Genomic DNA, 23,960 nt, shown 5'->3' on the forward strand with positions numbered 1-23,960 from the left:
ACCTTAAGTAGCTTTTCATTTGGAATCGTAATTAAAGAATCCACATGCTTAGAAAGCTCTTCGATACCTTGCTCAGCAAACGCTAAACGTTTTTTGCCTTCGAAGCTAAATGGCTTAGTTACAACAGCAACCGTTAGCACACCCAGCTCTTTCGCAACTTCAGCAATAACTGGAGCAGCACCTGTACCCGTACCACCGCCCATACCAGCTGCGATAAATACCATATCGGCGCCAGTTAGAACTTCTTTAATTCTTTCTCGATCTTCGAGAGCTGCATCACGGCCTACTTGTGGGTTTGCACCAGCGCCCAAACCTTTAGTGATATCACCACCAATTTGGATCACGCTGCTAACGCTTGTTTTACGAAGTGCTTGTGCATCAGTGTTAACACTGATGAATTCTACACCTTCGATTGATTCACGCACCATGTGCTCAACAGCGTTACCGCCACCGCCACCAACTCCAACGACTTTAATTACTGCATCGTCAGACATTTCCATCATCGGTTCAAACATGTGTTATCTCCGTTTTTTCCTGCAACTCAGGTTAAAACTCTTTTTGTATCCAATTACGCAATTTACCAAATAAACCAGACATAGAAGGTGCTGAACGCTTAGGTTCGCTGTAATCACCTTCATCGCTGATCTGACAATCTCTTGCGTAATGAAGTAAACCAACCGCCGTAGAATGATACGGCTCTTTAACATAGTCGGTTAAACCACTAACTTCTAACGGCTTACCAACTCGAACTTGATTGCGGAAAACACGTTCCGCACACTCTACCAATCCGTCAATTTGTGCCGCTCCACCAGTGAGAACGACGCCAGCTGCAAGGTGGTGTTTAATACCTTCATCTCGTAGCTGTAATTGAACCGTATCAATAGTTTGGTTAACGAGCCCCATAAGTTCAGTGTAACGTGGTTCAATCACTTCCGACAAAGTTTGTCTTTGCAAACTTCTCGATGGACGGCCACCTACACTAGGGACGTTAACAGAATCATCCTTGCTTACGAGTTCACTCAGAGCGCAACCATGGTTTACTTTTATCTCTTCAGCATCGCTCACTGGCGTGCCAAAAGCGAAGGCAATATCACTGGTTACTGCATTTCCTGCGTAGGAAAAGACTTCTGTGTGTCGCAGTGCGCCGCCAGTCCAAATGGAAATATCCATCGTACCAGCACCAATATCAACAACACAGACTCCAAGCTCTCTCTCGTCGTCAGTAATTACCGCATTACTTGAGGCAAGTCCTGAAAACACGATTTGTTCTACAGTGAGACCACATCGTTCAACAGCTTTAATAATGTTTCTCGCCATGTCGCTATGGCAAGAAATTAGGTGAACACTGACTTCCATTCGAACACCAGATAAACCAAGTGGGTTCTTAATCCCTTCTTGATAATCAATGGTAAATTCTTGTGGGATCACGTGCAGAATTCTCTGCTCATCACCTATTTTAATTGATTTCGCGGTATGGATCGCTCGATCCATATCGTCTTGAGACACTTCTTCATCAGAGATAGTGCCCATGCCTTTTTCAATTCGGCTTGCGATATGTTTACCCGATAGCGAGATAAATACATTGCTGATTTGGCATTCCGCCATCAACTCTGCTTGATCAATAGCTCGCTGAACCGACTTAACTACCGACTCTAGGTCGTTTACACCACCTTTATCCATACCTCTGGATGGGCTTTGCCCAGAACCAATGATATTGATTTGACCATCAGGCAATATTTCACCAACTAGAGCTGATATGGTCGCAGTGCCTATATCAAGACCAACGATTATGTTGTCATCTGCGGTCTTAGTCATCTGTACTCTCTTCTAACTCTTGCTCTGGAAACCAGCCTACAGCGGCTCCCGTATCGTACCTGAGGTCGATGTAGCTCACTTGATTCGCCTTACTACCTAATTCGTTGTAAAGCGAAATAAAGCGCTCAACACGCTCATCTAAAAAATCTTTACCTAATTCTAAACGAATACCGTTGTCTAGAATGATTTGCCAGGCGCGACGCTCATTGAGAACGAGCGAGGTAACGGTTAACCCTAGGCTGTTAATTAAAGGCGTTATCTGTCGCCACTTTTCAATCACTTGTTGGCTAGTGCCATCTGGACCGTAAAGTTTAACTCTATCACCCTTCAAAAGGCCAATATCACCATTAAACACCTGACCATCTTCATTCAACAGCATATTGCCATTCCAGATAGCTGTCGCATGATACTCAGTCAAAAATACTTTTATTGTGTCTGGCCACTGCTTACGAATCGAGACAACAGAAACCCAAGGCAACGCTTCTAAACTGTGTTGCAACACGCCAATATCTTGAGACATGAATGTTCCAATATGCTCTAGCTCGCTAAAGGCATGTTGAACATCACCAGCGGTTACATAAGTTAAGTCGCCTTGCAGTACTATTTTAGAGAGAGGCAATCGCTGATCGTCCCACATCCAAGTCAGTGTGGTATAGAAAAGAAATCCAATGAATAGCAATACCATGACAAAAAAAGACCCGCCTAAGGCGTGTTTCTTGAGCGACGGTAAACTGAATAGGTGGCGGTTTTCGCTAAAAGTACTTTCTACCAAAGCCCGCATTCCCTGTCGTTGGTTCGCAATTCTATTCCCTATCTTCGTAATAGAGGTAAAAGCACTTACTTTAACCTATGAATTATACTGAGCAAAATTAAACTATCAAACGTTGATAATAAGATTTTTGGTCAATTTTAGGTCAATCGCAAGAAGTGAGCGATTGACCACAGTCTGTAGACAGTATTCTGTTACGCGTTCTGCATCTTATTAATGTCTAACTGCAATGATTCCAACAGCTTCGCTACTCGGCCAACATCGCCCGCACCCTGCGTTAAAACAAGGTCACCACCTTGAATTACGTTGGCTAAAGCCGATGGCAGTGCGTTGATATCGGCAACAAAAATTGGATCTATCTTACCACGCCCGCGAATAGTTCGACTTAATGAACGCCCATCAGCCCCTGCAATTGGTTTCTCACCTGCAGAATAAACATCTAATAGAATAAGTACATCAACTTGCTCAAGAACATTCGCAAAATCGTCATATAGATCACGAGTACGGCTGTAACGGTGCGGTTGGAAGATCATAACAAGACGCTTATCAGTCCAACCACTTCGTGCTGCTTGAATGGTTACGTCCACTTCGGTTGGGTGATGACCGTAATCATCAACCAGCATTGCAACGCCTTTACCTGTTTCGTACTCACCTAGATGATCGAAACGACGACCCGTGCCTTCGGTTCCCGCCATCGCTTTTAGAATCGCTTCATCGCTGATGTCATCTTCTGTTGCAACAGCAATCGCAGCGGATGCATTCAATGCATTGTGACGACCCGGAATGTTTAGCGTAATATCAAGGTTAGCTTTACCTTCACGTACCACCGTGAATTTGCCTTGCTGACCTTCTTGTACGTAGTTTTCAATACGGATATCAGCATCTTCTGAGAAGCCGTAAGTAATCACTTGGCGGCTAACCTGAGGTATAAGCTCACGCACTACAGGATCATCAACACACATCACAGCCTGGCCGTAGAATGGCAGGTTATGTAAGAAATCAATAAACGTCTGCTTCAGCGTTTCAAAATCGCCGCCGTAAGTATCCATATGATCCGCTTCGATGTTAGTGACGATACTAACCATTGGTTGCAGATGTAAGAATGAAGCATCACTCTCATCGGCTTCAGCGATAAGAATACGGCTTGAACCTAAACGTGCGTTAGTGCCGGCACTTTTCACCAAACCACCGTTTACAAAGGTTGGATCTAGGTCTGCTTCCGAGTAAATCTGTGTCACTAGCGCAGTCGTGGTTGTTTTACCGTGCGTACCTGCCACAGCAATACCGTGACGAAAACGCATCAGCTCAGCCAGCATTTCTGCACGACGAACGATCGGTGTGCGCGCTTCACGAGCTGCAATAATTTCTGGGTTTTCTTCGTTGATAGCGGTTGAAACCACCACCACACTTGCGTCGGCAACGTTACTCGCTTGGTGACCAACGTAAACAGTAGCCCCCTTGCTAACTAAGCGTTCTGTCACTGGGTTTTGAGCAATATCAGAACCTGTGATCTGGTAGCCTTCATTAAGCAAGACTTCAGCAATCCCGCTCATTCCGGCACCACCAATACCAATGAAGTGGATAGATTTAACACGGCGCATCTCTGGCACCATTGCACGGATTTGCGCTAAGTCTTGGGTATGTTCAATCGTCATCAATTCAATCTCATTATTTTGCTAAAGCTTTGATCGCTTCAGCGACAGTCACATCAGCATCAAGCTTGGCGGCTTGACGAGCTTTTGTTGCCATCATTTTTAATTCATTTCTATCAAGCTGCGCGATAGTGTTCGCGAGCTTATCAGCCGTTAGTTGAGGCTGTTCAATCATTAACGCCGCGCCACATTCGACTAAATGATCGGCATTCAACGCTTGTTGTCTGTCTTTGTGCATAAACGGAACGAAAATAGAACCTACACCAGCAGCAGACACTTCAGATACGGTTAATGCACCAGAGCGACACACTAATAGATCTGCCCACTCATAAGCTTGCGCCACATCATCAATAAATTCAGTCACTTGAACATTATCTACAGAATGTGATTTGTATTGTTCAATCACTTGCTGTTGATTGTTCTTACCTGCTTGATGCACCACAGTGAAGCCTTCACCAAGCTGCGCCATCGTTACTGGCAAGGTATCGTTCAGGATTTTTGCGCCCTGGCTACCGCCCATAACCAAGATGCGGATGTCACCATCACGCTCAGCCATGCGTTGCTCGGGGTCAGCTAAGGCAACAACATCTTCGCGTACCGGGTTACCCACCACTTCTACGGTAGGAAACGCACCAGTAAAAGCTTGGAAAACCTTTTTAGCAATCTTAGACAGCCATTGGTTGGTTAAACCTGCCACTGCATTTTGTTCATGTAGAACCACTGGAATACCAGATAACCAAGCCGCGATACCACCCGGGCCACTGACGTAACCACCCATGCCAAGCACCACATCAGGTTGCCATGCTTTAATATGTCGTCTGGCTTGAAGTATGGCATTAATAATCTGGAACGGCGCTTTAATTAGCTTGCTAATGCCTTGACCACGCAGGCCTTTCACCTTAATGAAGTCGATCTCAATACCATGCTTTGGCACCAGTTCCGCTTCCATTCGGTCCGCAGTTCCTAACCAGCGAATTTCCCAACCTTGTTGCTGAAGCTTTTTCGCCACCGCTAATCCAGGGAAAACGTGACCGCCAGTACCACCAGCCATCACTAAAAGTTTTTTGTTCTGTTTCATAACGTTAGATTCTTATTCTACTAATTCGTTTTGATTGTCGGCTTGTTCTTTTTGTTGCACTCGGCATTCATGATCGATACGCAGCAGCATAGAAACCGCAACTGACATCACGATAAGGCTTGAACCACCGTAACTGATCAGCGGTAAGGTTAGACCTTTGGTCGGAACAATACCTGAAGCGGCACCGACATTAACAAGCGTCTGAAAAGCAAACCAAATACCAATGCCAAACGCCAGATAACCGCTGAACACTTGGTCGTTTTCGAAAGCTTTTTTGCCAATAAAAATAGCTTTAAAAACCAAGCTAAAGATCAGCATCAACACTAAGGTTACGCCAACAAAACCCAACTCTTCTGCCAGTACAGCAAAAACAAAATCGGTGTGTGCTTCAGGTAGGTACTCGAGTTTTTGAATTGAATTACCAAGCCCTTGTCCCATCCAATCACCACGACCGAACGCCATCAATGATTGAGTTAGCTGATAACCACTACCAAACGGGTCACTCCAAGGTTCCCAGAATGACGTAACACGTCGAACACGATAAGGCTCAATAACAATCAATCCCACAACGGCAGCAATACCTGCCACCATTAAGGCTATAAATTGTGACAGCTTAGCACCTGCGATAAATAACATGCCAAACAATGTAACCAACATTACGACAACGGTACCCAAATCGGGCTGGCCAAGTAGCAACACCGCAAAGGCACCGAACACCATGATCGGTTTACCAAAACCACCGAAGAAGGTTTTTCTCACTTCATCCTGTTTACGAACCAAATAGCCCGCCATAAAGATAAACAGAGATAACTTAGCGACTTCAGCAGGTTGTAAGTTAAACAGCCCGAGAGGAATCCAACGTGAGGCACCGTTAACCGACTTACCGACGGCTAACACCACCACTAGCAAAAAGAAGGATAAGCCCAATAGGTACATACTGTATTGAAACCAGCGTTTCATCGGGATTTGTAATATTACGCTGGATACACCTAACGCTAACACCAGGAAAATGGCGTGGCGGAACATGAAGTGAAACGGCTGATCGGTTAAACGAGCACTGATTGGGAACGAAGCCGACGTTACCATTACCAAGCCCGTCAGCATCAGTCCAAGAGCAATCCATACCAACTGACGATCGTAGAGCGCCTCTGGTGTGGCACGGTTAAGCCATTGCCAAATAGATTGATTAATCTCTTTCACTCTTTGCACTGAATGTTAGTCCTTCAACACGTTAGGCATACTCATGAGCAAGTTCAGTGAACGCATCACCTCTCGCCATGAAGTTATTAAATTGATCGAAGCTTGCACATGCAGGAGACAACATCACCATGTCACCCGACACCAATTGTGCAGAGATACTCTCGATAATGTCACGCATGGAATCAAACGTCTTAGCCGATGGATGTAATGGCATAAATTGCGCAGCATCTTCACCGAAGCAACACAGTTGTACGCGGTCTAGTTGCGCCAACACGGGGTTAAGCTCGCTAAAGTCAGCACCTTTGCCCACACCTCCGACTAAGAGATACAAAGTACCTTGGTATTCTAATCCCGACAGAGCCGCTAATGTACTGGCTACGTTGGTCGCTTTCGAGTCGTTAACCCATTTAATTTCGCGTTTGTCAGCCACTACTTGGCAACGATGCGTCAAACCATTGTAGGCTTTCAAAGCTTCAAGACTTTTGCTGTAATCGATACCGACTTGCTTAAGCAGTGCTAAAGAGACTAAAGCATTCGCCACATTATGACGTCCAACCAATGTTAAATCTTGGCTAGGAAGTACAGGCTTGCCGTTGTCTATTAGCCATTCGATACCATCAATCGTCGCTACACCAAACTCTTGGTCATCAAGTCCAAATGTCACCAATGACATCGTTTGATCAGGATAAGTCTCTTTGTCTTCGCGGTTTACGATCGCACACTGAGCGTTATTAAAAATTCTCAATTTAGCGTCACGGTAATCGGCCATGCCTTGATAGCGATCCATATGATCTTCTGACAGGTTCAAAAAGGCCGCTGCTGCAAGGTTTAGACTGAACGTTGTCTCTAGCTGAAAGCTTGAAAGCTCAAGGACATATAAATCGGCATCAAGCTCAAGAAGATCCAAGGCAGGAATACCGATGTTGCCACCAACGCCAACGTTAAGACCAGCAGCTTTAGCAAGCACACCCGTTAGATCGGTCACCGTACTCTTGCCATTGGAGCCTGTTATTGCCACGACGGGTTTGTCTACCGCCCAACCAAAAAGTTCAATATCGCCAACAACCGGAATACCCGCTTGAATAACATCTTGTATTTCTGGGGTCGCTAAGGCGATACCTGGGTTAGCAACCACTAAATCAGCTTCCGCTAACCATTGGCTATTCCAACTTCCAGAATGCAGCTCTACCGATTCAGGCAAAGATTCTTTTCCTGGTGGTAGCTCTCGCGTATCAATTACCTTCACATGCGTATGAGGTTGATATTTTACGAGATGTTTAACGACAGAGAGCCCGGTAATACCGAGCCCCACAACCACTACATTTTGAATATTTTGCCAATGTTCCATTTAAACAAGATGCTCTTAATAGTTTTAAAGAGCCTCTCATTAAGAGGCTCAGATAGGATTAACGAACTTTCAGCGTTGCTAAGCCAACCAGTACTAATACCATTGAAATGATCCAAAAACGCACGATGACACGTGGCTCCGGCCAACCTTTCAGTTCATAGTGGTGGTGAATTGGTGCCATGCGGAAAATACGCTGACCGCGCAATTTGTAAGAGCCAACTTGCAGTATCACTGACAAGGTCTCCATTACAAACACACCGCCCATGATAACCAATACCAACTCTTGGCGAACTAACACAGCGATCACACCCAGAGCACCACCAAGCGCTAGCGAGCCAACATCGCCCATGAATACTTGTGCAGGATAAGTGTTGAACCATAGAAAACCAAGTCCAGCACCTACGATAGCAGTACATACCACAACCAGCTCGGAGGTGTATGGGATGTATGGAATGTGTAAGTATGACGCAAAGTTAACGTTACCGGTCGCCCAAGCAATTACAGCAAAACCAGCCGCAACCATAACCGTTGGCATAATGGCCAAGCCGTCTAGGCCGTCTGTTAGGTTTACCGCGTTACTGGTTCCCACAATAACAAAGTAAGTTAGTACGATATACAGTAAACCAAGTTGTGGCATCACATCTTTAAAGAAAGGAACAACCAATTGAGTTGCTGCAGTATCGTGCCCGTGAGCATACAGAGCAAACGCCACGACTAACGCAATTGCTGATTGCCAGAAGTACTTCCAGCGAGCGATCAAACCATCGGTGTTCTTACGAACGACTTTACGGTAGTCATCAACAAAGCCAACCGCGCCATAACCAGCAAGTACAACTAATACAGCCCAAACATAAGGATTCGAGAGATCAGCCCACATCAATACCGTAATAATGATCGCAGCAAGGATCATCACACCGCCCATGGTTGGCGTGCCACGTTTGCTGAAATGAGATTCAGGGCCGTCATTACGAACAACTTGGCCAATTTGTAGCATTTGCAGACGCTCAATTAAACGAGGTCCCATCCACAGTGACAGACATAACGCCGTCAAAATACTCGCGATTGCACGAAACGATAAGTATTCGAACAAACGGAAAAAAGAAAAGTGTGGCTGTAGTAGCTCTGCAAGCCAAATTATCATGAAAAGTTCTCCTTTAAAGCAGCGGCTATTTTACTCATTCCTGCACTATTCGCGCCTTTTACCAATAAGGTATGTGACACGCTTTCTGGCAAGCTTAGGTGCTGCTCTATGTGCGCGATCATCGCTTGATGCGTTGTAAAGTGGGTACCATTACAGACCTCACTAATCACCTTGGTATCATCACCGTAAGTAAGTACATGCTCAAAAGCGAATGGGGCAGCATATTCACCGACTTGACGGTGAAGTGCAAGGCTTTCATCGCCTAATTCAGCCATATTACCTAAAATTAACCAACGTTGACCTTTGAAGCTCGAGAGTAGCTTCGCTGCCGCCTTCATTGCTGGCACGCTGGCGTTGTAACTGTCATCTATGAGTTTGATATTCTGACTTAATTGTTGAACCTCAACTCGCCCTTTGACAGAGATCAGATTCGCTAAACCATTTTTCACCTCATCAAGCGAGGCTCCAAATTGGATACTCAACGCTGCAGCTGCTAATGCATTCGCTACGTTATGTTGACCGATGATACCAAGCTCAACAAATATGGACCCTTGAGGTGTCTGCATATCAAAGCACGCTTCACCTTGCTCATTGATGCGAATATTCTTGGCAAAATAATCCGCCTTGCTGTCGCTTTCTGAAAATGTTAGCACGCTTTTATCTGCAAGCACGTCATTCCAAAAGTCACCACCGTTGCTCTCTAGATTAACAATAGCAGTATCACCGGCAGCAAGCCCCTGAAAGATTTCACCTTTCGCTTGTTTCACACCATTGATAGACCCAAAGCCTTCTAAGTGCGCTGCAGCTACGTTATTAACTAACGCCACCTGTGGTTTCACAAGCTGCGTAGTATAGGCAATTTCACCAATGTGGTTCGCGCCCAGTTCTATCACGGCATAGTCGTCATTTGCTTCACTGCGCAGCAAGGTTAATGGCACTCCAATATCATTATTGAAGTTACCTGCGGTAAACAACACCTTGCCACGTTGCTGCAGAATGCTTGCCACCATCTCTTTAACCGTCGTTTTACCACAACTTCCTGTAATCGCCATGGTTGGCACGTCACACTGTTTGTGGATCCAAGCACTTAGCTGACCTAAAGCAAGTTTAGTGTCTTCAACAACCACCTGAGTAATATTTAGGTCAAGTTTTCGTTCGACTAACAACGCGCTCGCATTAGCTTCTACCGCTTGATGACAAAAGTCATGCGCATCAAAACGCTCGCCAACAAGAGCAACAAACAGTGCACCCTCTTCAACGGTTCGAGTGTCAGTAGAAACCGCATTAATAACACTATTGCTCGACTTGCCAGCCTCAATCAGCTGACCGCTCATCGCTGAACAAATCTGCTCGAGTGATACATCAATCATTATGAAATACCTAAAAGTTGTAGCGCGGACTCTCGATCTGAGTAATGGATCGTTTCGTCTTTCAATACTTGGTAATCCTCATGGCCTTTACCAGCCAAAAGAATAATGTCATTACTGCCTGCCTGTTCTAGGGCAAACTTAACCGCTTGATAGCGATCGTGCTCGACGAATGCAGATTCTGGTTCGCTTAAGCCAGCTAGCATGTCTTTAACAATCAGTGCAGGATCTTCGCTGCGAGGGTTGTCATCTGAAATAATAATTTTGTCGGCGAACTGCTCTGCCGTTACCGCCATCATTGGGCGCTTACCTGTGTCGCGATCGCCACCACAACCGAAGATAGCCCACAACTTTCCAGAGCAGTGTACACGCAATGCTGCCAATGCTTTTTCTAGAGCATCTGGCGTGTGCGCGTAATCGACAACGACTTTTGCTTTGCTCGGAACTTGAAACAGTTCCATACGACCAATAACAGGTTGAAGCTGAGACGCGGTGTCGACCAAGGTTTGCTTGTCGATGCCCAATGAAAGCAAAGTCGCGAAAGCAACCAGTACGTTTGATGCGTTGAACTGACCAATCAATGGAACCGAAAGATCACCTTGCCCCCAGCTACCATCGAAAGAGAGCTTAATCCCAGTTTCTGCATAGGCGACATCAGATGCCCACACCGACTGTTGGTAATCAGACAACGGAAGCAATGAAACAGCTATTGCATTGGACAAATCTGCCATCCACGCTTTGCCGACTTCATCATCCACATTGATCACTGCATGTTTGCATTTGTGTTGAGTAAACAGTCTTTTTTTAGCCAGTGCGTACTCTTCCATCGTGCCGTGGTAATCAAGGTGATCACGACTCAGGTTAGTGAACACACCAACCTCAAAATTCAACGCTTTTACTCGGCCTTGAACCAAACCATGAGAAGAGATTTCCATCGCGGTATAAACTGCACTTTCCTCAGCCAACTCGCTCAGTGTGCGTTGTATTTCAATCGCGCTGCCTGTGGTATTAGCCGCTGTTTTTAGGTTATCTAAGAAGCCATTACCCGTGGTGCCCATTACCGCCGAACGCTGGCCGACCAAATCAAGCCACTGAGCAATCAATTGGGTGATGGTGGTTTTGCCATTGGTGCCGGTCACACCAATCAACTTAGTCGCTTGAGAAGAATAAACTCGGCCAGCCAGTTCAGAGAGAATTGAATTTAGCTCAGATACATAAACAACAGGAACAGCATTTAACCACTCAACCAAACCATGAGCTTTGTCATCACTCGCTTGTGCAACGACAGCTTTCGCACCTTGAGCGACGGCTTTGTCGATAAAGCGACGACCATCAATGGCATGTCCAACAATGGCAACAAAAATATCGCCTTCCTTGATTGCACGGCTATCCAACTCCAATTGCTCAACAGCAATCGCATCTAGCTCAAGTGAACTAAAGTCCCCCCAAGGAGAAAGTAAAGATGACAGCGTGAGGCTATTACTCATATTGAATCCTGATTGGCTCTATTCTTGAAACTTGTTTTCATCAGCAGGGACATTGAGTATTTGCAGTGCACCCTTCATGATTTCAGAAAAAACGGGGGCAGCAACTGAACCACCATAGTAAAGGTCACCTTGCGGCTCATTGACTACGACAACCAGAGCTACTCTTGGATCGCTGACTGGAGCAAAACCCGACGTTATAGCAATATACTCATCACTATAGCCACCCGCAGCGGCTTTACGAGATGTACCCGTTTTTGCCGCAACTCGATAACCCGGAACAGCGGCTCTGGTTGCAGTTCCGCCCTTTTGAGTCACGCCTTCTAACATTTGCAATACCATCTCTGCATTTTCACGTTTGATGATCTGCTTTGAGAAGTCTTGGTCGTTGCTTTTAATGATATGAATCGGTTCATACATGCCTTTGTTGGCTAACGTTGCGTAAGCATGAGCCAACTGAAGCGGGGTCACAGATAAGCCATAACCAAAGGATAGCGTCGCGATTTCGAACTTGGACCAACGGCGACGGTTAGGAAAAATACCACTCGTTTCACCCACGAGATTTAGCCCAGACATTTCGCCTAAACCAACCGAACTGTACATACCAAGTAACGCTTCAAGCGGCATATCAAGCGCTAATTTCGCAACGCCGATGTTACTTGATTTTTTAAGGATCAAGGCTAAATCAGCCTTGCCCACTTTAGAGGTATCACGTACTCGGCTACCTCCAATTTGCATGATGCCATTACCCGTATCAATAATAGATTTCGCATCAGCTGTACCATTTTCTAATGCGGCGAGCACCACAAAAGGTTTCACTGTTGAGCCGGGCTCCATAGCATCGGTCAGCACGCGGTTTCGCATTTTAAAGCTTTGTAAATCAGAGCGGTTGTTCGGGTTGTAAGACGGTGCATTGACCATGGCTAACACAGCGCCCGTTTTCACATCGAGTAATACTGCAGAGCCTGAGGTCGCTTTATGATCGGCCACCGCTTGCTTAATCGCTCGATAGGCTATCGCCTGCAATCGTTGATCGATGGTGAGTTCTAGTGGTTTGCCTTCTTCGCGTTCTTCTAACGCAATGTTTTCGACAACGCGTCCGTAGCGGTCTTTACGAATCGTTCGCTTGCCTGCTTCGCCCGTAAGCCATTTATCGTAACTGCGTTCAACCCCTTCCAGGCCGTGTCCATCAATTCCGGTCACACCGATAAGGTGTGCACTGACTTCACCAGCAGGGTAGTAACGTCGAGATTCCGCTTTTAGGCCCACACCCACCAGCTTAAGTTCACGGATATACTTAGCCATCGCAGGGCTAACTTGTCTTTGTAGATAAATAAATCGACGGGATTTATTGCTAGAGATCTTATCGATCATCGATTGTCGCTGTAGGCCAAGTACATCGGCTAACGCATACCAACGATCAATCTGGGCCATACCATTTTTATCGAAAATCGTTTTTGGGTCGGCCCATACAGCCTCAACGGGAACACTCACAGCAAGCGGCTCGCCATTGCGGTCAGAGATAATACCGCGAGCAGAAGGAATAGCCTTAACACGCACTGAGCGAAGATCGCCCTGACGAATTAAGTTATCGGGTTCAATGATTTGGATGTAAGCCACACGGCCAACGAGTGCAGCAAAGGCTAGAAACACGAAAGCAATAACAACGTTGAAACGCCATTTAATAAGAATTGGATCCGAATCCTTTTCGCTCTTCACTCGCTCTTTCGTTGATTCATTAACGGTTTTTGCGGGTGTTTTTTCCTTTTTACCGGTCATTTCAGTGTGATCACAACTTCTTTGTCGGAGTCTGGACGTTTCATGTCTAGCTCTCTTTTTGCCGATGCTTGAACGCGGCTGTGTTCTGCTAGCGCCGTCTCTTCAAGCATTAAATTTCGCCACTCATCATCAAGTTGTTCCCGCTCCACCAATGCCATGTCTTTTTGCGTAATCGCCTGACGTGATACATGTGTCGTAAGAACGACCCCCATCGCACTCGCAAAGATGCAGATAAGAAGCCCCAATGGGACTTTGCCCACGGAGATCAAATCAAAAAAGATTATCTTGGCTAAGTTGGGTTTGGAGGTCTTCATTGACTATAGCTTTTCTGCGATTCGTAGTACTGAACTACGCGAACGAGTATTCTCATCCACTTCATCTTTAGAAGGCTTAATTGCTTTACCAATTGGTTTCAGATCGGCACTGCCTAGCGCTTTGATCTGCTCTTCAGTTAGTGGCAAGCCATGTGGTACTTGCGGTCCTTGGCTCTCTTTACGGATAAAGCGCTTAACCATACGGTCTTCAAGCGAGTGGAAACTGATAACAGAGATACGACCTTGAGGAGCTAGAATGCTTGCCGCGCCTTTCAGTGCTGTATCGATCTCTTCTAGTTCACTGTTAATGTAGATACGGAATGCTTGGAAAGCACGTGTTGCTGGGTGTTTTTTCTCTTTGAAGCTTTTTGGAGCGACATCAGAGATAAGCTTAGCCAACTGGCCAGTGCGCGTTAGCGGTTCGTTCTCTTCATTCTCTTGATAAGCAATGATGCCTTTCGCGATACGACGAGCGTGTTTGTCTTCACCGAACTCACGAATAACCCATGTGATGTCATCAAGATCCGCTTCAACTAACCACTGAGAAACAGGAATCCCCGTTGTTGGGTCCATACGCATATCAAGCGGGCCATCTTTCATAAAGCTAAAGCCACGTTCAGCATCATCCAGCTGTGGTGAAGAGACACCTAAATCCAGCAATACGCCATCCACTTGACCGACTAAGTCATAACGCTCTGCATATTCAGCCATACCTGAGAACGGGCCGTGAATAATCGTAAAACGAGGGTCATCAATCTTTTGTGCTTCGGCAATCGCTTGTGGATCGCGGTCGATACTAAAGAGTCTTCCATTCTCGCCCAGTTTAGACAGGATTGTACGGCTGTGACCACCACGGCCAAAAGTACCATCGATATAGGTACCGTCAGGTTTGATCGCAAGTCCGTCAATAGATTCGTTAAGCAATACTGAAATATGTTTGAATGCTTCTGTCATAGTCTTCTCAGTGAATGGATTGAGCCATTAGTTCGGCAATAATATGTTCTATTAACGTTTTAGTTTACTGATTTCGCGCCGTATCTCCACCATATTGTGTATAGGCTTTGGGAATTTTTGACCCAAGCTCATATCAAGATGATGGATTCTAAGGAAATCTAAATAATTAACGTCAATATAAAGCAAAAAACCCATCACTACCGTTAAGTAATGATGGGTTCTTTATATAGGTGGAGTTGACACATACGCCGGGTTCTGTTCCGCTTGCGCGGCGGTAACCATTCGTCTAGGCCTGCAATCGCTCACAGGCTCAAGCAATCTACCCGCCCCCATACGCGAGCAGCGCAATGCGAGGGCCTATTTGATCTTGCTCCGGGTGGAGTTTACCTTGCTACGAACTGTTGCCAGTCGCACGGTGCGCTCTTACCGCACCCTTTCAGCCTTACCTGTGCCTCTTCCGAAGAAATGAGGCCATCGGCGGTCTTCTCTCTGCTGCACTTGTCGTGGGCTCGCGCCCCCCAGACGTTATCTGGCACCCTGCTCTATGGAGCCCGGACGTTCCTCCCCTCTACCAGTCTCCCGAAGGACTTCAACGTCAGTTTCCCGAAGGACCTCAACGTCAGTCTCCCGAAGGACATCAGCAAAGCAGCGATTACCCGTTCAACTCCGAGGGCGGATTGTATAGAGATTAGTGTGCAGTGTCTAGCGAGATCACAAATATGCTGCAAACCATTAAGCAAGTGAACGAATTTCACACAATCCAAGCACAAAAAAAGGAGCGACGGTATTACCATCACTCCTCATAAGCTTGTCAATACAGGTTAGCTACTCTATAAATAGGTACCTAGTCTATAAAGAGGTATCTAGTTGTCTAGATGCTCTAGGCCCCATTTGTATAAAGCGTTCTTTTTCAGGTTGTAGATTTCTGCCGTCATCGCCGCTGCTTTTTTAAGGGGCAGTTCTTTGGTTAGAATACCCAGCGTGCGAGTCGCTTCGTCTGGCAACTCTGTGCTCGCTTCTTCACGGTGACCGTGAATTAACAATACCATCTCACCGCGTTTACGGTTTGCGTCTTCTTCAATCCACTCAATAAGTTCACCAAGTGGCAGACCTTGGATGGTTTCGAAGGTTTTGGTTAGCTCACGCGCCAACACAACCTCACGATCTGGGCCTAAGATCTCTAGCATGTCTTGTAGAGAATCAGTAATACGGTGCGGAGATTCGTAGAAGATACACGTGCGTTCTGCTTTTGCGATCTCTAAGAACTTGTCTTTACGACCTTTGCTCTTTGGCGGTAAGAAACCTTCAAAGCTGAAACGATCAGACGGCAAACCAGACGCACTTAGTGCGGTAATCACAGCACAAGCACCAGGAAGTGGCACAACTCTCACACCCGCTTGACGACATTGTGAGACAAGATGGTAACCTGGATCACTGATTAAAGGAGTACCCGCATCAGAGACTAATGCGATAGACTGACCTTCTAATAACCTTTCGACTAGAACTTGTGCTTTAGTTTGTTCATTATGATCATGTAAAGCGAACGTTCTGGTTGATATATTGAAGTGAGCAAGCAGCTTACCCGTGTGGCGTGTGTCTTCGGCTGCAATAACATCGACACTTGATAAAATTTCAATTGCTCTTTGAGTGATATCTCCCAAATTTCCGATTGGGGTTGGCACAATATAGAGAGTTGGGCTCTCTGTGAGCAAGGTTTTGTTATCTGTCATTTGTTTACCATCACTTCAACGATTAATATAGATACAAATTTATACGGAATTTAAAGAACTCATGGCAACGATGAACCATAAGAGACTCAGTGTACCACGCTTACTCACTCCAATTGCATTAGCAATTACATTGGCGGCTTGTTCTTCAGGTCCTCAAGCACCAACGCGTGTTGATATTACACTAGATCCAGCGCAATCAACTGAAAGTTACATGATGCAGGCGGATAGTAGCAAAGGAAGTCTACAAAACGACTGGTTAATCATGGCGCTTAAGGCTTCTGTGCAAGCTGGAAAAACCGATCAAGCGACTCTGCTGATCAAACGCTTAGCCAAACAAGAGCTGAGTGAAGTTCAACAAGCAGAATGGCAACTAGCTCGCGCTCAACTGCTGGTGAATAACTCGCAACCACAGCAAGCGTACAGCCAACTGAACTTTCAGCCTTGGTGGACGCTTCCGAACGAGCAATGGAAAGATTATCACGAGTTACGCGCCAACATTTCTGAAATACAGAATGAGTATTTCGAAGCGAGCCGTGAGTTAGTCCTTTATTCTGAATATCTGGACGCTAGCGACGAAAGCCAACAGCGAACGGCCGACCGTATTTGGCAGAACCTGAATAGCTACTCTCAATACGAGATTCTAGAACTGAAAACATCGCCGACAGAAGATGTGCTTTCAGGTTGGTTGCAACTGGCTATCTACATGAAGACGCTGAATTCGAACCTTCCAAACCTACAGGAAACCCTGGCTGATTGGTTAGCCGAGAATCCTCAGCACCCTGCGGCTACTTACACACCTCAAGCGATCACCGACATCTTGGCACTAGAGATCAGCAAACCAACCAGCACTGCGCTGCTGCTGCCGCTAACAGGTAAGTACGGTAAGCAAGCACAACTTGTGCGTGATGGTTTCATCTTTGCGATGATGAATGACAAAGAGCGTGAAGAAGATGCAACTCTGACGGTAATGGATACCAACGTACAAAGTGCCGCTGAAATTAAAGCGAAACTGGAAGAGAATAACGTTGATTTCATCGTTGGCCCTCTGATTAAGAGCAATATCACCAAGCTTCAACAAGCGCAGAAAAACCACGAAAACTCGATTCCAGCATTAGCTCTTAATATTCCAACTCAGCTAGAACCAGATACTAATATTTGTTATCTCGCTTTATCGCCAGAACAAGAAGTCGCTCAGGCTGCGAAACACCTTTTTGCACAAGGCTATAAGTACCCACTAATTCTTGCACCCAAAGGACGCTTAGGTGACCGCGTTAAGCAAGCATTTAACGAAGAGTGGCAGAAATACAGCAACAACGACGTTGCAATCAGCTTCTTCTCTGACAAACGCCAACTGCAGCGTAATGTGAATCAGATTTTCGGTTTACAAGAGAGCCAACAACGTATCGCTCAAATGGATGGACTACTTAACCTAGACCTAGAAACAGAGCCACGCAGTCGTCGTGATATCGATTCTGTCTACATTGTCGCTAAGAACTCAGAGCTAACACTCATCAAACCCTTCATTGAAGTTGCAATTAACCCTGATGCTAGCCAACCTGCACTGTTTTCAAACTCACGCAGCAACAGCGGTGACAAGCAATATGAAGACCTAACGGGTGTCTTCTACAGCGATATCCCGCTATTAGTCGAGAACAAAAACGAGCTTAACAAAGCGCTTAATGACCTATGGCCTTCACACTCGAACAGCCAAAAGCGTCTACAAGCTCTAGGAATGGATGCATACTATCTAATGGATGCACTACCACAGATGAAAGCCGTACAAGATTACAGTATTACAGGTGAAACCGGCGTATTAACCATCGACAACAACTGTGTGGTTCAACGTGAAATCAGCTGGGCAGAGCATGGGGCTTTTTAGCCGTAAGTTCCTATCCAAGCCAACAATCACCCACAAACAAGTGGGTGATAAATACGAGACCGTGGCAAAGAATTATTTAGTTCGCCACGGTTTATCGTTAATTGAAGAAAACTTCATAGCAAAGTGTGGCGAAATTGATCTTATAATGCGCCATAACAATACGGTTGTGTTTACTGAGGTAAAATACCGCAAGCAAACACGCTACGGACATGCCGCTGAAATGGTGACAGCCAAAAAGTCACAAAAGCTACTCAAAACAGCCAATGTTTGGCTTATGCAGCAAGGCTTGTCGGTACACTCTACAGATTACAGGTTTGATATCATTGCCATCGAAGGGCCGAATGACACTATCGACTGGATTCAAAACGCGATTACCCAAGGATAAACATGCTAGACAGCATCAAAGAAAGTTTTACAGAAAGTATTCAAATCCAAATTGCGGCGGCAGAAGCTCTGCCAGACGCAATCACGCATGCCGCTCAAGCAATGGTTGCAACCCTGCTTAACGGAAACAAGATTCTTTGTTGTGGTAACGGTGGTTCGGCATCGAATGCTCAGCAATTTGTCTCTTGCCTACTTAATCGCTTTGAAACCGAGCGTCCTAGCCTTCCAGCAATGGCTCTCACTGCTGATAACACCACACTAACGGCGGTGGCAAACGACTACCACTACGAAGAGATCTTCTCTAAGCAAGTGCGCGCGTTTGGTCAAACTGGCGATATTTTACTGGCTATATCTACTAGTGGTAACAGTAAAAATATCATCAAAGCAATGGAAGCTGCGGTAACACGTGATATGACAATCATCGCCTTTACTGGTAAAGATGGTGGTGAAATGGCTGGCCTGCTTGGTGAGCACGATGTAGAAATTCGTATTCCCTCACACCGTACAGCACGTATCCACGAAGTACACATGGTGACACTACACTGCTTATGTGACCTAATCGATCAAGTACTCTTCCCAGCTCACGAAGAGTGATATACGGAGCATCACGATGAAATCATTAACTTCTATGAAGCTGCTTAAGCTGATTAGTGTTTCGCTACTTACACTGTCGTTATCTGGTTGTGCTGGTCTTTTCATTGCTGGTGCAGCAACTACTGCAAATCTAGTCACAGATACACGAACCACCAAAGAGATTTGGAGCGACAACAATATCGAATTTGAAGTTGCAGCTATGACCAATAAACCGCCATTTCGCGGCAATGTCAGTATCACAGCAAGCTCTTACCGTGGTTCAGTAGTTCTGATGGGGCAAGCAACGACAGATGCTGAACGTCGTGCTTTTGAAAGCCAAGCTAAAGCAGTAACGGGAGTTGAAAGTATACACAACCAGATCCGAGTGAAAGAGCCACTGTCTGTTAGTGCTATCAGCAAAGACAGTTGGATTACCACTAAAGTGAAGTCTGCCCTACTTGCCAAGTCTGAGCTTAACGGTATCAAAGTCAAAGTCATTACTGAAGATTCAGAAGTATTTCTGCTTGGATTAGTTTCTCGGGAACACGCTGATATCGCGACAGAAGTTGCGCGTAATATCTCTGGTGTGAAGCAGGTGATTCGAGCGTTTGAATATGGTGAAGATGACAATTTGGTAAACTAACGCCCTCTGAATTTACTTAGCTAACTTAGTTGCTTAGCTGCTTGTTGGTTGGTTGGTTGGTTGGTAAAGCCTAACGAAATGAATCAGATTAATAAAAGTCAGTAAGCACAAAAAGAAAAAGCAGCGATAAATCGCTGCTTTTTTTGTATTTGGAGTTATTTAAAAAATAACGCTATTTGATAACACGAAGACTTGGGCGACCTTTCGCTGGACGAGATGGCTCAGGTTCTGAGTCAGACTCTTCAGCATCTACGTCTGCTGTTGCAACACTCAAAGATGGGCCTTTTTCTGGTTCTTCAAAAGGACTTTCTTCAATTCCTTCTTCAAACGCTTCCATGTAAGCCTCTTCAGGTTCAAACATGGTACCAGCACCATTCTCACGAGCATAAATAGCCTGTACTGCGTATAGCGGAACGATCACAGAGTGTGGACGACCACTAAAGCGAGCACTAAACGTCACAGCTTCGTTACCCAGTTCAAGTTGTCCAACCGCACGAGGCGCGATGTTCAGAATGATCTGACCATCTTGAACAAACTCGTCTGGAACTCTCACACCCGGCAATGTTGCTTCAACAACCAAGTGTGGAGTCAGTTCGTTATCAACCAGCCATTCATAAAATGCACGAAGCATGTATGGTCGGCGTGGAGTCATATTTGAAATATCCATAAACGCTTAGCGAACGAGTCGCATCTCACGCTCAGCTTCTGTTAGAGAAGCTAGGAATGAATCACGTTCGAATACGCGGTTCATGTAAATCTTAAGTTCTTTAGAACCAGGACCAATCAGTTCGATACCAAGCTCAGGTAAACGCCATAGTAGCGGAGCTAGGTAACAATCAATTAGGCTAAACTCTTCACTCATGAAGTATTCATACTCAGCGAAGATAGGAGCAAGAGTTAGTAGGTCGTTGCGTAATTTCACGCGAGCTGCTTCAGATTCTTCAGCGTTGCCTTTAACGATCTTCTCTGCAACTGAATACCAGTTACGCTCAATTCGGTACATCATTAGACGACTGTTACCACGAGCAACCGGGTATACAGGCATCAATGGTGGATGAGGGAAACGCTCATCTAGGTATTCCATGATGATCTTAGAGTCATATAGAGCAAGCTCACGATCAACAAGAGTAGGTACTGATTTGTACGGGTTCAGTTCAACAAGCTCTGCTGGTAGATTTTTTTCATCAACCAACTCAACTTCAACACTTACGCCTTTTTCAGCAAGAACAATGCGCACCTGATGGCTATACATATCAGAAGCACTTGAGAAAAGAGTCATTACAGAACGTTTATTGGCAGCTACAGCCATGGAGCCCTCCAGTACACTTTAAATAAATACAATGGAGGCCTAAAGCCTCCATTGAACATTAACATAATTTGGGAATTAGCACGGTATTATAGCACAATTAGTGCACATCACGCCAATACTCTTTCTTCAGCAAAATCACGATGATAGTGAAGATTACTAAGAAGGCCATTACCCACCAACCCATAGCATGACGCTCAAGTTGAACAGGGTCGCCCGAGTAAACCAAAAAGTTAACAAGGTCACGAACTGCTTCGTCATACTCACCAGCACTTAATTCGCCAGAACCATCCGTTTCAGTGCCAACAACAACCTTAACTTCCTCACCATCGACCATGTGAGTATCGTAGATTGGCGTTGGGATACCTTGTAGCTCTTCAAGAACATGCGGCATACCAACACTTGGGAAAACCAGGTTGTTCACACCAAATGGACGAGACGGATCTTCATAGAAAGTACGAAGGTACGTGTATAGCCAATCTGCGCCACGAACACGAGCAACCAATGTTAGATCTGGTGGTGGAGCACCAAACCAACTAGCAGCTTGCTCAGAAGGCATAGCGTTAACCATCAAGCTACCAATTTTCACTTCAGGATCGAAGATCAGGTTTTCCTTCATTAGGTCTAAAGGAATCTCCAAATCATTCGCAACACGTTCATAACGTTGGTACTGCGTTGAGTGACAAGCGAAACAGTAGTTCATGAACATCTTAGCGCCATTTTGCAATGAAGCTTTGTCTGTTAAATCATTGTTTGCTTTGTCTAATGGTACGCCTGCACCCGCTGCCATCGCTAGTGACGGCAACATAGCAAATAAAATTACAATCCACTTTTTCATTTGAATGTCACCCTTTCTGGTAATGGTTTCGTCGCTTCATTTTTACTGTAGAACCACAGCAGAACGAAGAACATGAAGTAACCTAAGCTAAAGATTTGAGCTAATAGCGTGTATGTAGGCGTTGCTGGAAGCGCACCAAGTACACCAAGCGCAATAAAGCTTATTGTGAATTGGATGATGTTAATCAAATGCAGTTTGCTACGGTAACGGTAAGAACGCACTTTACAACGGTCGAACCATGGCAGTAGGAATAGCACAACAATTGAAGCGCCCATTGCAACTACACCTAACAGCTTATCTGGAACAGCACGAAGTACAGCGTAGAACGGCGTGAAGTACCAAACTGGAGCAATATGCTCAGGTGTTTTCAGCGGATTTGCAGCTTCAAAGTTAGGCGGCTCAAGGAAGTACCCACCCATTTCTGGGTTAAAGAACAGCACGTAACAGAACAAGAATAGGAAACCAGCAACACCAACCATATCTTTTACCGTCCCGTATGGGTGGAAAGGAATAGAGTCAATGATGTCGTATTTCTTAGTGTAATCCTTGTGGAATGGGAACTGAGTTTTGTAGTCGTCGCCCATTGTGCCTTTAGGAAGCTTAGTTTCGATACCGTCTGGGTTGTTCGAACCCACTTCGTGCAGCGCCAGTACGTGAAGTACGATAAGCAGCAGAAGTACAATTGGCAGAGCAATAACGTGCAGTGCGAAGAAACGGTTCAGCGTTGCACCAGAGATGATGTAGTCACCACGGATCCAAAGCGTTAGGTCATCACCTATAACAGGGATCGCACCAAACAGAGAAATGATTACCTGAGCACCCCAGTAAGACATTTGACCCCATGGTAGTAGGTAGCCCATGAAAGCCTCAGCCATAAGCACTAAGAAGATCAACATACCGAAGATCCAAAGTAACTCACGAGGCTTTTGGTAAGAACCGTAGATTAGACCACGGAACATATGCAGGTAGATCACAACGAAGAATGCCGATGCACCTGTTGAGTGCATGTAACGCAGTAGCCAACCGTATTCCACATCACGCATGATGTATTCAACAGAAGCAAATGCACCCTCACCAGACGGTACATAGTTCATTGTCAGCCAAATACCCGTAAGGATTTGGTTAACCAGTACTAACATTGCTAAAGAACCAAAAAGGTACCAAAAGTTAAAGTTCTTAGGCATTGGGTATTCAGATAAATGCTTCTTGTAAGCATTCATCGCGGGTAGACGTTTCTCTACCCAATCAAGCAATCCTTGCATTACGCGTCTCCCTCGTCCACACCGATCATGATCTTAGTGTCACTCAAATACATATGCTTTGGTACAACAAGATTCAATGGAGCAGGTACGCCTTGGAATACTCGACCTGCCATATCAAACTTTGAACCATGGCAAGGACAGAAGAAACCAGACTTAACACCCTGAACTTGTTCTGCAAAAGAATCTGGCAGGTAAGTTGGAGAACAACCTAAGTGCGTACAGAAACCAACAGCAACGAAGAATTCCGGCTTAATTGAACGAAACTCGTTCTGCGCGTATTCTGGTTGTTGTTCAGCTTCAGATTGAGGGTCACGAAGTTGACCACCGATCGCTTTTAGATTCTCTAGCACCGATTCAGCACGGCGTACAACCCATACAGGCTTACCTTGCCACTCGACACGAACCATTTGTCCCGGCTCTAACTTACTGACTTCCACTTCCACC

At 45.5% G+C, this 23,960-nt stretch carries 23 protein-coding genes and 1 other RNA gene; 4 read left to right on the forward strand and 20 right to left on the reverse strand.

What is annotated here, in order from left to right:
- From MED222_RS00675 to rsmI, 15 genes are all read right to left on the reverse strand, one after another.
- Nucleotides 1–515, reverse strand: a 515-nt coding sequence (locus MED222_RS00675) for a cell division protein FtsZ (protein WP_009848960.1), incomplete at its 3' end; no start/stop codon positions are given.
- A 31-nt stretch (nt 516–546) separates the two neighbouring features.
- Nucleotides 547–1,815 carry a cell division protein FtsA gene (gene ftsA / locus MED222_RS00670; RefSeq protein ID WP_004729844.1) on the reverse strand — a complete coding sequence of 423 codons (1,269 nt, stop codon included), beginning with the start codon at nt 1,813–1,815 and terminating at the stop codon, nt 547–549.
- Nucleotides 1,808–2,587, reverse strand: a complete 780-nt coding sequence (locus tag MED222_RS00665) for a cell division protein FtsQ/DivIB (RefSeq protein WP_009848959.1) — start codon at nt 2,585–2,587, stop codon at nt 1,808–1,810. The genes ftsA and MED222_RS00665 overlap by 8 nt, the downstream gene beginning before the upstream one ends.
- 191 nt (nt 2,588–2,778) lie before the next feature.
- Nucleotides 2,779–4,239: a UDP-N-acetylmuramate--L-alanine ligase gene (gene murC / locus MED222_RS00660; protein WP_009848958.1), complete on the reverse strand. Its 1,461-nt coding sequence runs from the start codon at nt 4,237–4,239 to the stop codon at nt 2,779–2,781.
- Nucleotides 4,240–4,252: 13 nt separating this feature from the next.
- Nucleotides 4,253–5,314, reverse strand: coding sequence for an undecaprenyldiphospho-muramoylpentapeptide beta-N-acetylglucosaminyltransferase (murG, locus tag MED222_RS00655; protein WP_009848957.1), 1,062 nt, complete (start codon nt 5,312–5,314; stop codon nt 4,253–4,255).
- Between the two features lie 12 nt (nt 5,315–5,326).
- Nucleotides 5,327–6,523: a cell division protein FtsW gene (gene ftsW / locus MED222_RS00650; protein ID WP_009848956.1), complete on the reverse strand. Its 1,197-nt coding sequence runs from the start codon at nt 6,521–6,523 to the stop codon at nt 5,327–5,329.
- 22 nt (nt 6,524–6,545) lie between these two features.
- The gene (murD, locus tag MED222_RS00645) at nt 6,546–7,862 is read right to left on the reverse strand and encodes a UDP-N-acetylmuramoyl-L-alanine--D-glutamate ligase (protein WP_009848955.1); all 1,317 of its coding nucleotides are present in this window, start codon (nt 7,860–7,862) and stop codon (nt 6,546–6,548) included.
- A 58-nt stretch (nt 7,863–7,920) separates the two neighbouring features.
- On the reverse strand, nt 7,921–9,003 hold the full coding sequence (gene mraY / locus MED222_RS00640) for a phospho-N-acetylmuramoyl-pentapeptide-transferase (protein WP_009848954.1): 1,083 nt from the start codon (nt 9,001–9,003) through the stop codon (nt 7,921–7,923).
- Nucleotides 9,000–10,373 (reverse strand): UDP-N-acetylmuramoyl-tripeptide--D-alanyl-D-alanine ligase, encoded by a 1,374-nt coding sequence (locus tag MED222_RS00635; RefSeq protein WP_009848953.1) that lies wholly within the window; start codon nt 10,371–10,373, stop codon nt 9,000–9,002. Before MED222_RS00635 ends, mraY begins: the two co-directional genes overlap by 4 nt.
- Entirely contained in the window at nt 10,373–11,857 is a 1,485-nt protein-coding gene (murE, locus tag MED222_RS00630) for a UDP-N-acetylmuramoyl-L-alanyl-D-glutamate--2,6-diaminopimelate ligase (protein ID WP_009848952.1), read from the reverse strand. The genes MED222_RS00635 and murE overlap by 1 nt, the downstream gene beginning before the upstream one ends.
- An 18-nt stretch (nt 11,858–11,875) precedes the next feature.
- The gene (locus MED222_RS00625; RefSeq protein ID WP_009848951.1) at nt 11,876–13,633 is read right to left on the reverse strand and encodes a penicillin-binding transpeptidase domain-containing protein; all 1,758 of its coding nucleotides are present in this window, start codon (nt 13,631–13,633) and stop codon (nt 11,876–11,878) included.
- Nucleotides 13,630–13,947, reverse strand: coding sequence for a cell division protein FtsL (ftsL, locus tag MED222_RS00620; protein ID WP_009848950.1), 318 nt, complete (start codon nt 13,945–13,947; stop codon nt 13,630–13,632). The genes MED222_RS00625 and ftsL overlap by 4 nt, the downstream gene beginning before the upstream one ends.
- Nucleotides 13,948–13,950: 3 nt before the next feature.
- On the reverse strand, nt 13,951–14,901 hold the full coding sequence (gene rsmH / locus MED222_RS00615; protein WP_009848949.1) for a 16S rRNA (cytosine(1402)-N(4))-methyltransferase RsmH: 951 nt from the start codon (nt 14,899–14,901) through the stop codon (nt 13,951–13,953).
- Nucleotides 14,902–15,129: 228 nt separating this feature from the next.
- Nucleotides 15,130–15,569: RNase P RNA component class A (rnpB, locus tag MED222_RS21695), an RNA gene on the reverse strand.
- A gap of 195 nt (nt 15,570–15,764) precedes the next feature.
- Nucleotides 15,765–16,631, reverse strand: a complete 867-nt coding sequence (gene rsmI, locus MED222_RS00610) for a 16S rRNA (cytidine(1402)-2'-O)-methyltransferase (RefSeq protein WP_009848948.1) — start codon at nt 16,629–16,631, stop codon at nt 15,765–15,767.
- Nucleotides 16,632–16,692: 61 nt separating this feature from the next.
- On the opposite strand from rsmI, the gene MED222_RS00605 reads away from it, so the two are divergent.
- Genes MED222_RS00605 through MED222_RS00590 form a run of 4 tightly spaced genes read left to right on the forward strand, consistent with a single transcriptional unit; the run spans nt 16,693 to nt 20,110 of the window.
- Nucleotides 16,693–18,510 (forward strand): penicillin-binding protein activator, encoded by a 1,818-nt coding sequence (locus MED222_RS00605; protein ID WP_009848947.1) that lies wholly within the window; start codon nt 16,693–16,695, stop codon nt 18,508–18,510.
- Complete coding sequence (locus MED222_RS00600) at nt 18,497–18,895, forward strand: YraN family protein (protein WP_009848946.1); 399 nt, start codon at nt 18,497–18,499, stop codon at nt 18,893–18,895. Before MED222_RS00605 ends, MED222_RS00600 begins: the two co-directional genes overlap by 14 nt.
- 2 nt (nt 18,896–18,897) lie before the next feature.
- Nucleotides 18,898–19,488 (forward strand): phosphoheptose isomerase, encoded by a 591-nt coding sequence (locus MED222_RS00595; RefSeq protein WP_004729817.1) that lies wholly within the window; start codon nt 18,898–18,900, stop codon nt 19,486–19,488.
- 16 nt (nt 19,489–19,504) lie between these two features.
- Nucleotides 19,505–20,110, forward strand: a complete 606-nt coding sequence (locus MED222_RS00590; protein ID WP_009848945.1) for a BON domain-containing protein — start codon at nt 19,505–19,507, stop codon at nt 20,108–20,110.
- 172 nt (nt 20,111–20,282) lie between these two features.
- On the opposite strand, the gene sspB is transcribed toward MED222_RS00590, so the two are convergent.
- From sspB to petA, 5 genes are all read right to left on the reverse strand, one after another.
- Entirely contained in the window at nt 20,283–20,777 is a 495-nt protein-coding gene (sspB, locus tag MED222_RS00585; protein WP_012603204.1) for a ClpXP protease specificity-enhancing factor, read from the reverse strand.
- A gap of 6 nt (nt 20,778–20,783) precedes the next feature.
- Nucleotides 20,784–21,419: a stringent starvation protein SspA gene (gene sspA, locus MED222_RS00580; protein WP_009848943.1), complete on the reverse strand. Its 636-nt coding sequence runs from the start codon at nt 21,417–21,419 to the stop codon at nt 20,784–20,786.
- 97 nt (nt 21,420–21,516) lie between these two features.
- Nucleotides 21,517–22,254, reverse strand: a complete 738-nt coding sequence (locus tag MED222_RS00575; RefSeq protein WP_009848942.1) for a cytochrome c1 — start codon at nt 22,252–22,254, stop codon at nt 21,517–21,519.
- Nucleotides 22,251–23,516, reverse strand: a complete 1,266-nt coding sequence (locus MED222_RS00570; protein WP_009848941.1) for a cytochrome b — start codon at nt 23,514–23,516, stop codon at nt 22,251–22,253. Before MED222_RS00570 ends, MED222_RS00575 begins: the two co-directional genes overlap by 4 nt.
- Nucleotides 23,516–23,960: ubiquinol-cytochrome c reductase iron-sulfur subunit (petA, locus tag MED222_RS00565; protein WP_032555359.1), on the reverse strand; the 445-nt coding region annotated here is incomplete at its 5' end. The genes MED222_RS00570 and petA, both read right to left, overlap by 1 nt.

Source organism: Vibrio sp. MED222, assembly GCF_000153005.1.
In the GTDB taxonomy this organism is placed as follows: Bacteria; Pseudomonadota; Gammaproteobacteria; order Enterobacterales; family Vibrionaceae; genus Vibrio; species Vibrio tasmaniensis_A.

Bases quoted from the DNA above. Each gene is read 5' to 3' on its own strand.
- murG (WP_009848957.1), bottom strand. From the start codon at position 5,314: ATGAAACAGAACAAAAAACTTTTAGTGATGGCTGGTGGTACTGGCGGT.
- sspA (WP_009848943.1), bottom strand. From the start codon at position 21,419: ATGGCTGTAGCTGCCAATAAACGTTCTGTAATGACTCTTTTCTCAAGT.
- MED222_RS00575 (WP_009848942.1), bottom strand. From the start codon at position 22,254: ATGAAAAAGTGGATTGTAATTTTATTTGCTATGTTGCCGTCACTAGCG.
- murC (WP_009848958.1), bottom strand. From the start codon at position 4,239: ATGACGATTGAACATACCCAAGACTTAGCGCAAATCCGTGCAATGGTG.
- rsmH (WP_009848949.1), bottom strand. From the start codon at position 14,901: ATGACAGAAGCATTCAAACATATTTCAGTATTGCTTAACGAATCTATT.
- sspB (WP_012603204.1), bottom strand. From the start codon at position 20,777: ATGGATATTTCAAATATGACTCCACGCCGACCATACATGCTTCGTGCA.
- mraY (WP_009848954.1), bottom strand. From the start codon at position 9,003: ATGATAATTTGGCTTGCAGAGCTACTACAGCCACACTTTTCTTTTTTC.
- MED222_RS00570 (WP_009848941.1), bottom strand. From the start codon at position 23,516: ATGCAAGGATTGCTTGATTGGGTAGAGAAACGTCTACCCGCGATGAAT.
- ftsL (WP_009848950.1), bottom strand. From the start codon at position 13,947: ATGAAGACCTCCAAACCCAACTTAGCCAAGATAATCTTTTTTGATTTG.
- MED222_RS00595 (WP_004729817.1), top strand. From the start codon at position 18,898: ATGCTAGACAGCATCAAAGAAAGTTTTACAGAAAGTATTCAAATCCAA.
- MED222_RS00625 (WP_009848951.1), bottom strand. From the start codon at position 13,633: ATGACCGGTAAAAAGGAAAAAACACCCGCAAAAACCGTTAATGAATCA.
- MED222_RS00605 (WP_009848947.1), top strand. From the start codon at position 16,693: ATGGCAACGATGAACCATAAGAGACTCAGTGTACCACGCTTACTCACT.
- MED222_RS00600 (WP_009848946.1), top strand. From the start codon at position 18,497: ATGGGGCTTTTTAGCCGTAAGTTCCTATCCAAGCCAACAATCACCCAC.
- murD (WP_009848955.1), bottom strand. From the start codon at position 7,862: ATGGAACATTGGCAAAATATTCAAAATGTAGTGGTTGTGGGGCTCGGT.
- MED222_RS00590 (WP_009848945.1), top strand. From the start codon at position 19,505: ATGAAATCATTAACTTCTATGAAGCTGCTTAAGCTGATTAGTGTTTCG.
- murE (WP_009848952.1), bottom strand. From the start codon at position 11,857: ATGAGTAATAGCCTCACGCTGTCATCTTTACTTTCTCCTTGGGGGGAC.
- ftsA (WP_004729844.1), bottom strand. From the start codon at position 1,815: ATGACTAAGACCGCAGATGACAACATAATCGTTGGTCTTGATATAGGC.
- rsmI (WP_009848948.1), bottom strand. From the start codon at position 16,631: ATGACAGATAACAAAACCTTGCTCACAGAGAGCCCAACTCTCTATATT.
- MED222_RS00635 (WP_009848953.1), bottom strand. From the start codon at position 10,373: ATGATTGATGTATCACTCGAGCAGATTTGTTCAGCGATGAGCGGTCAG.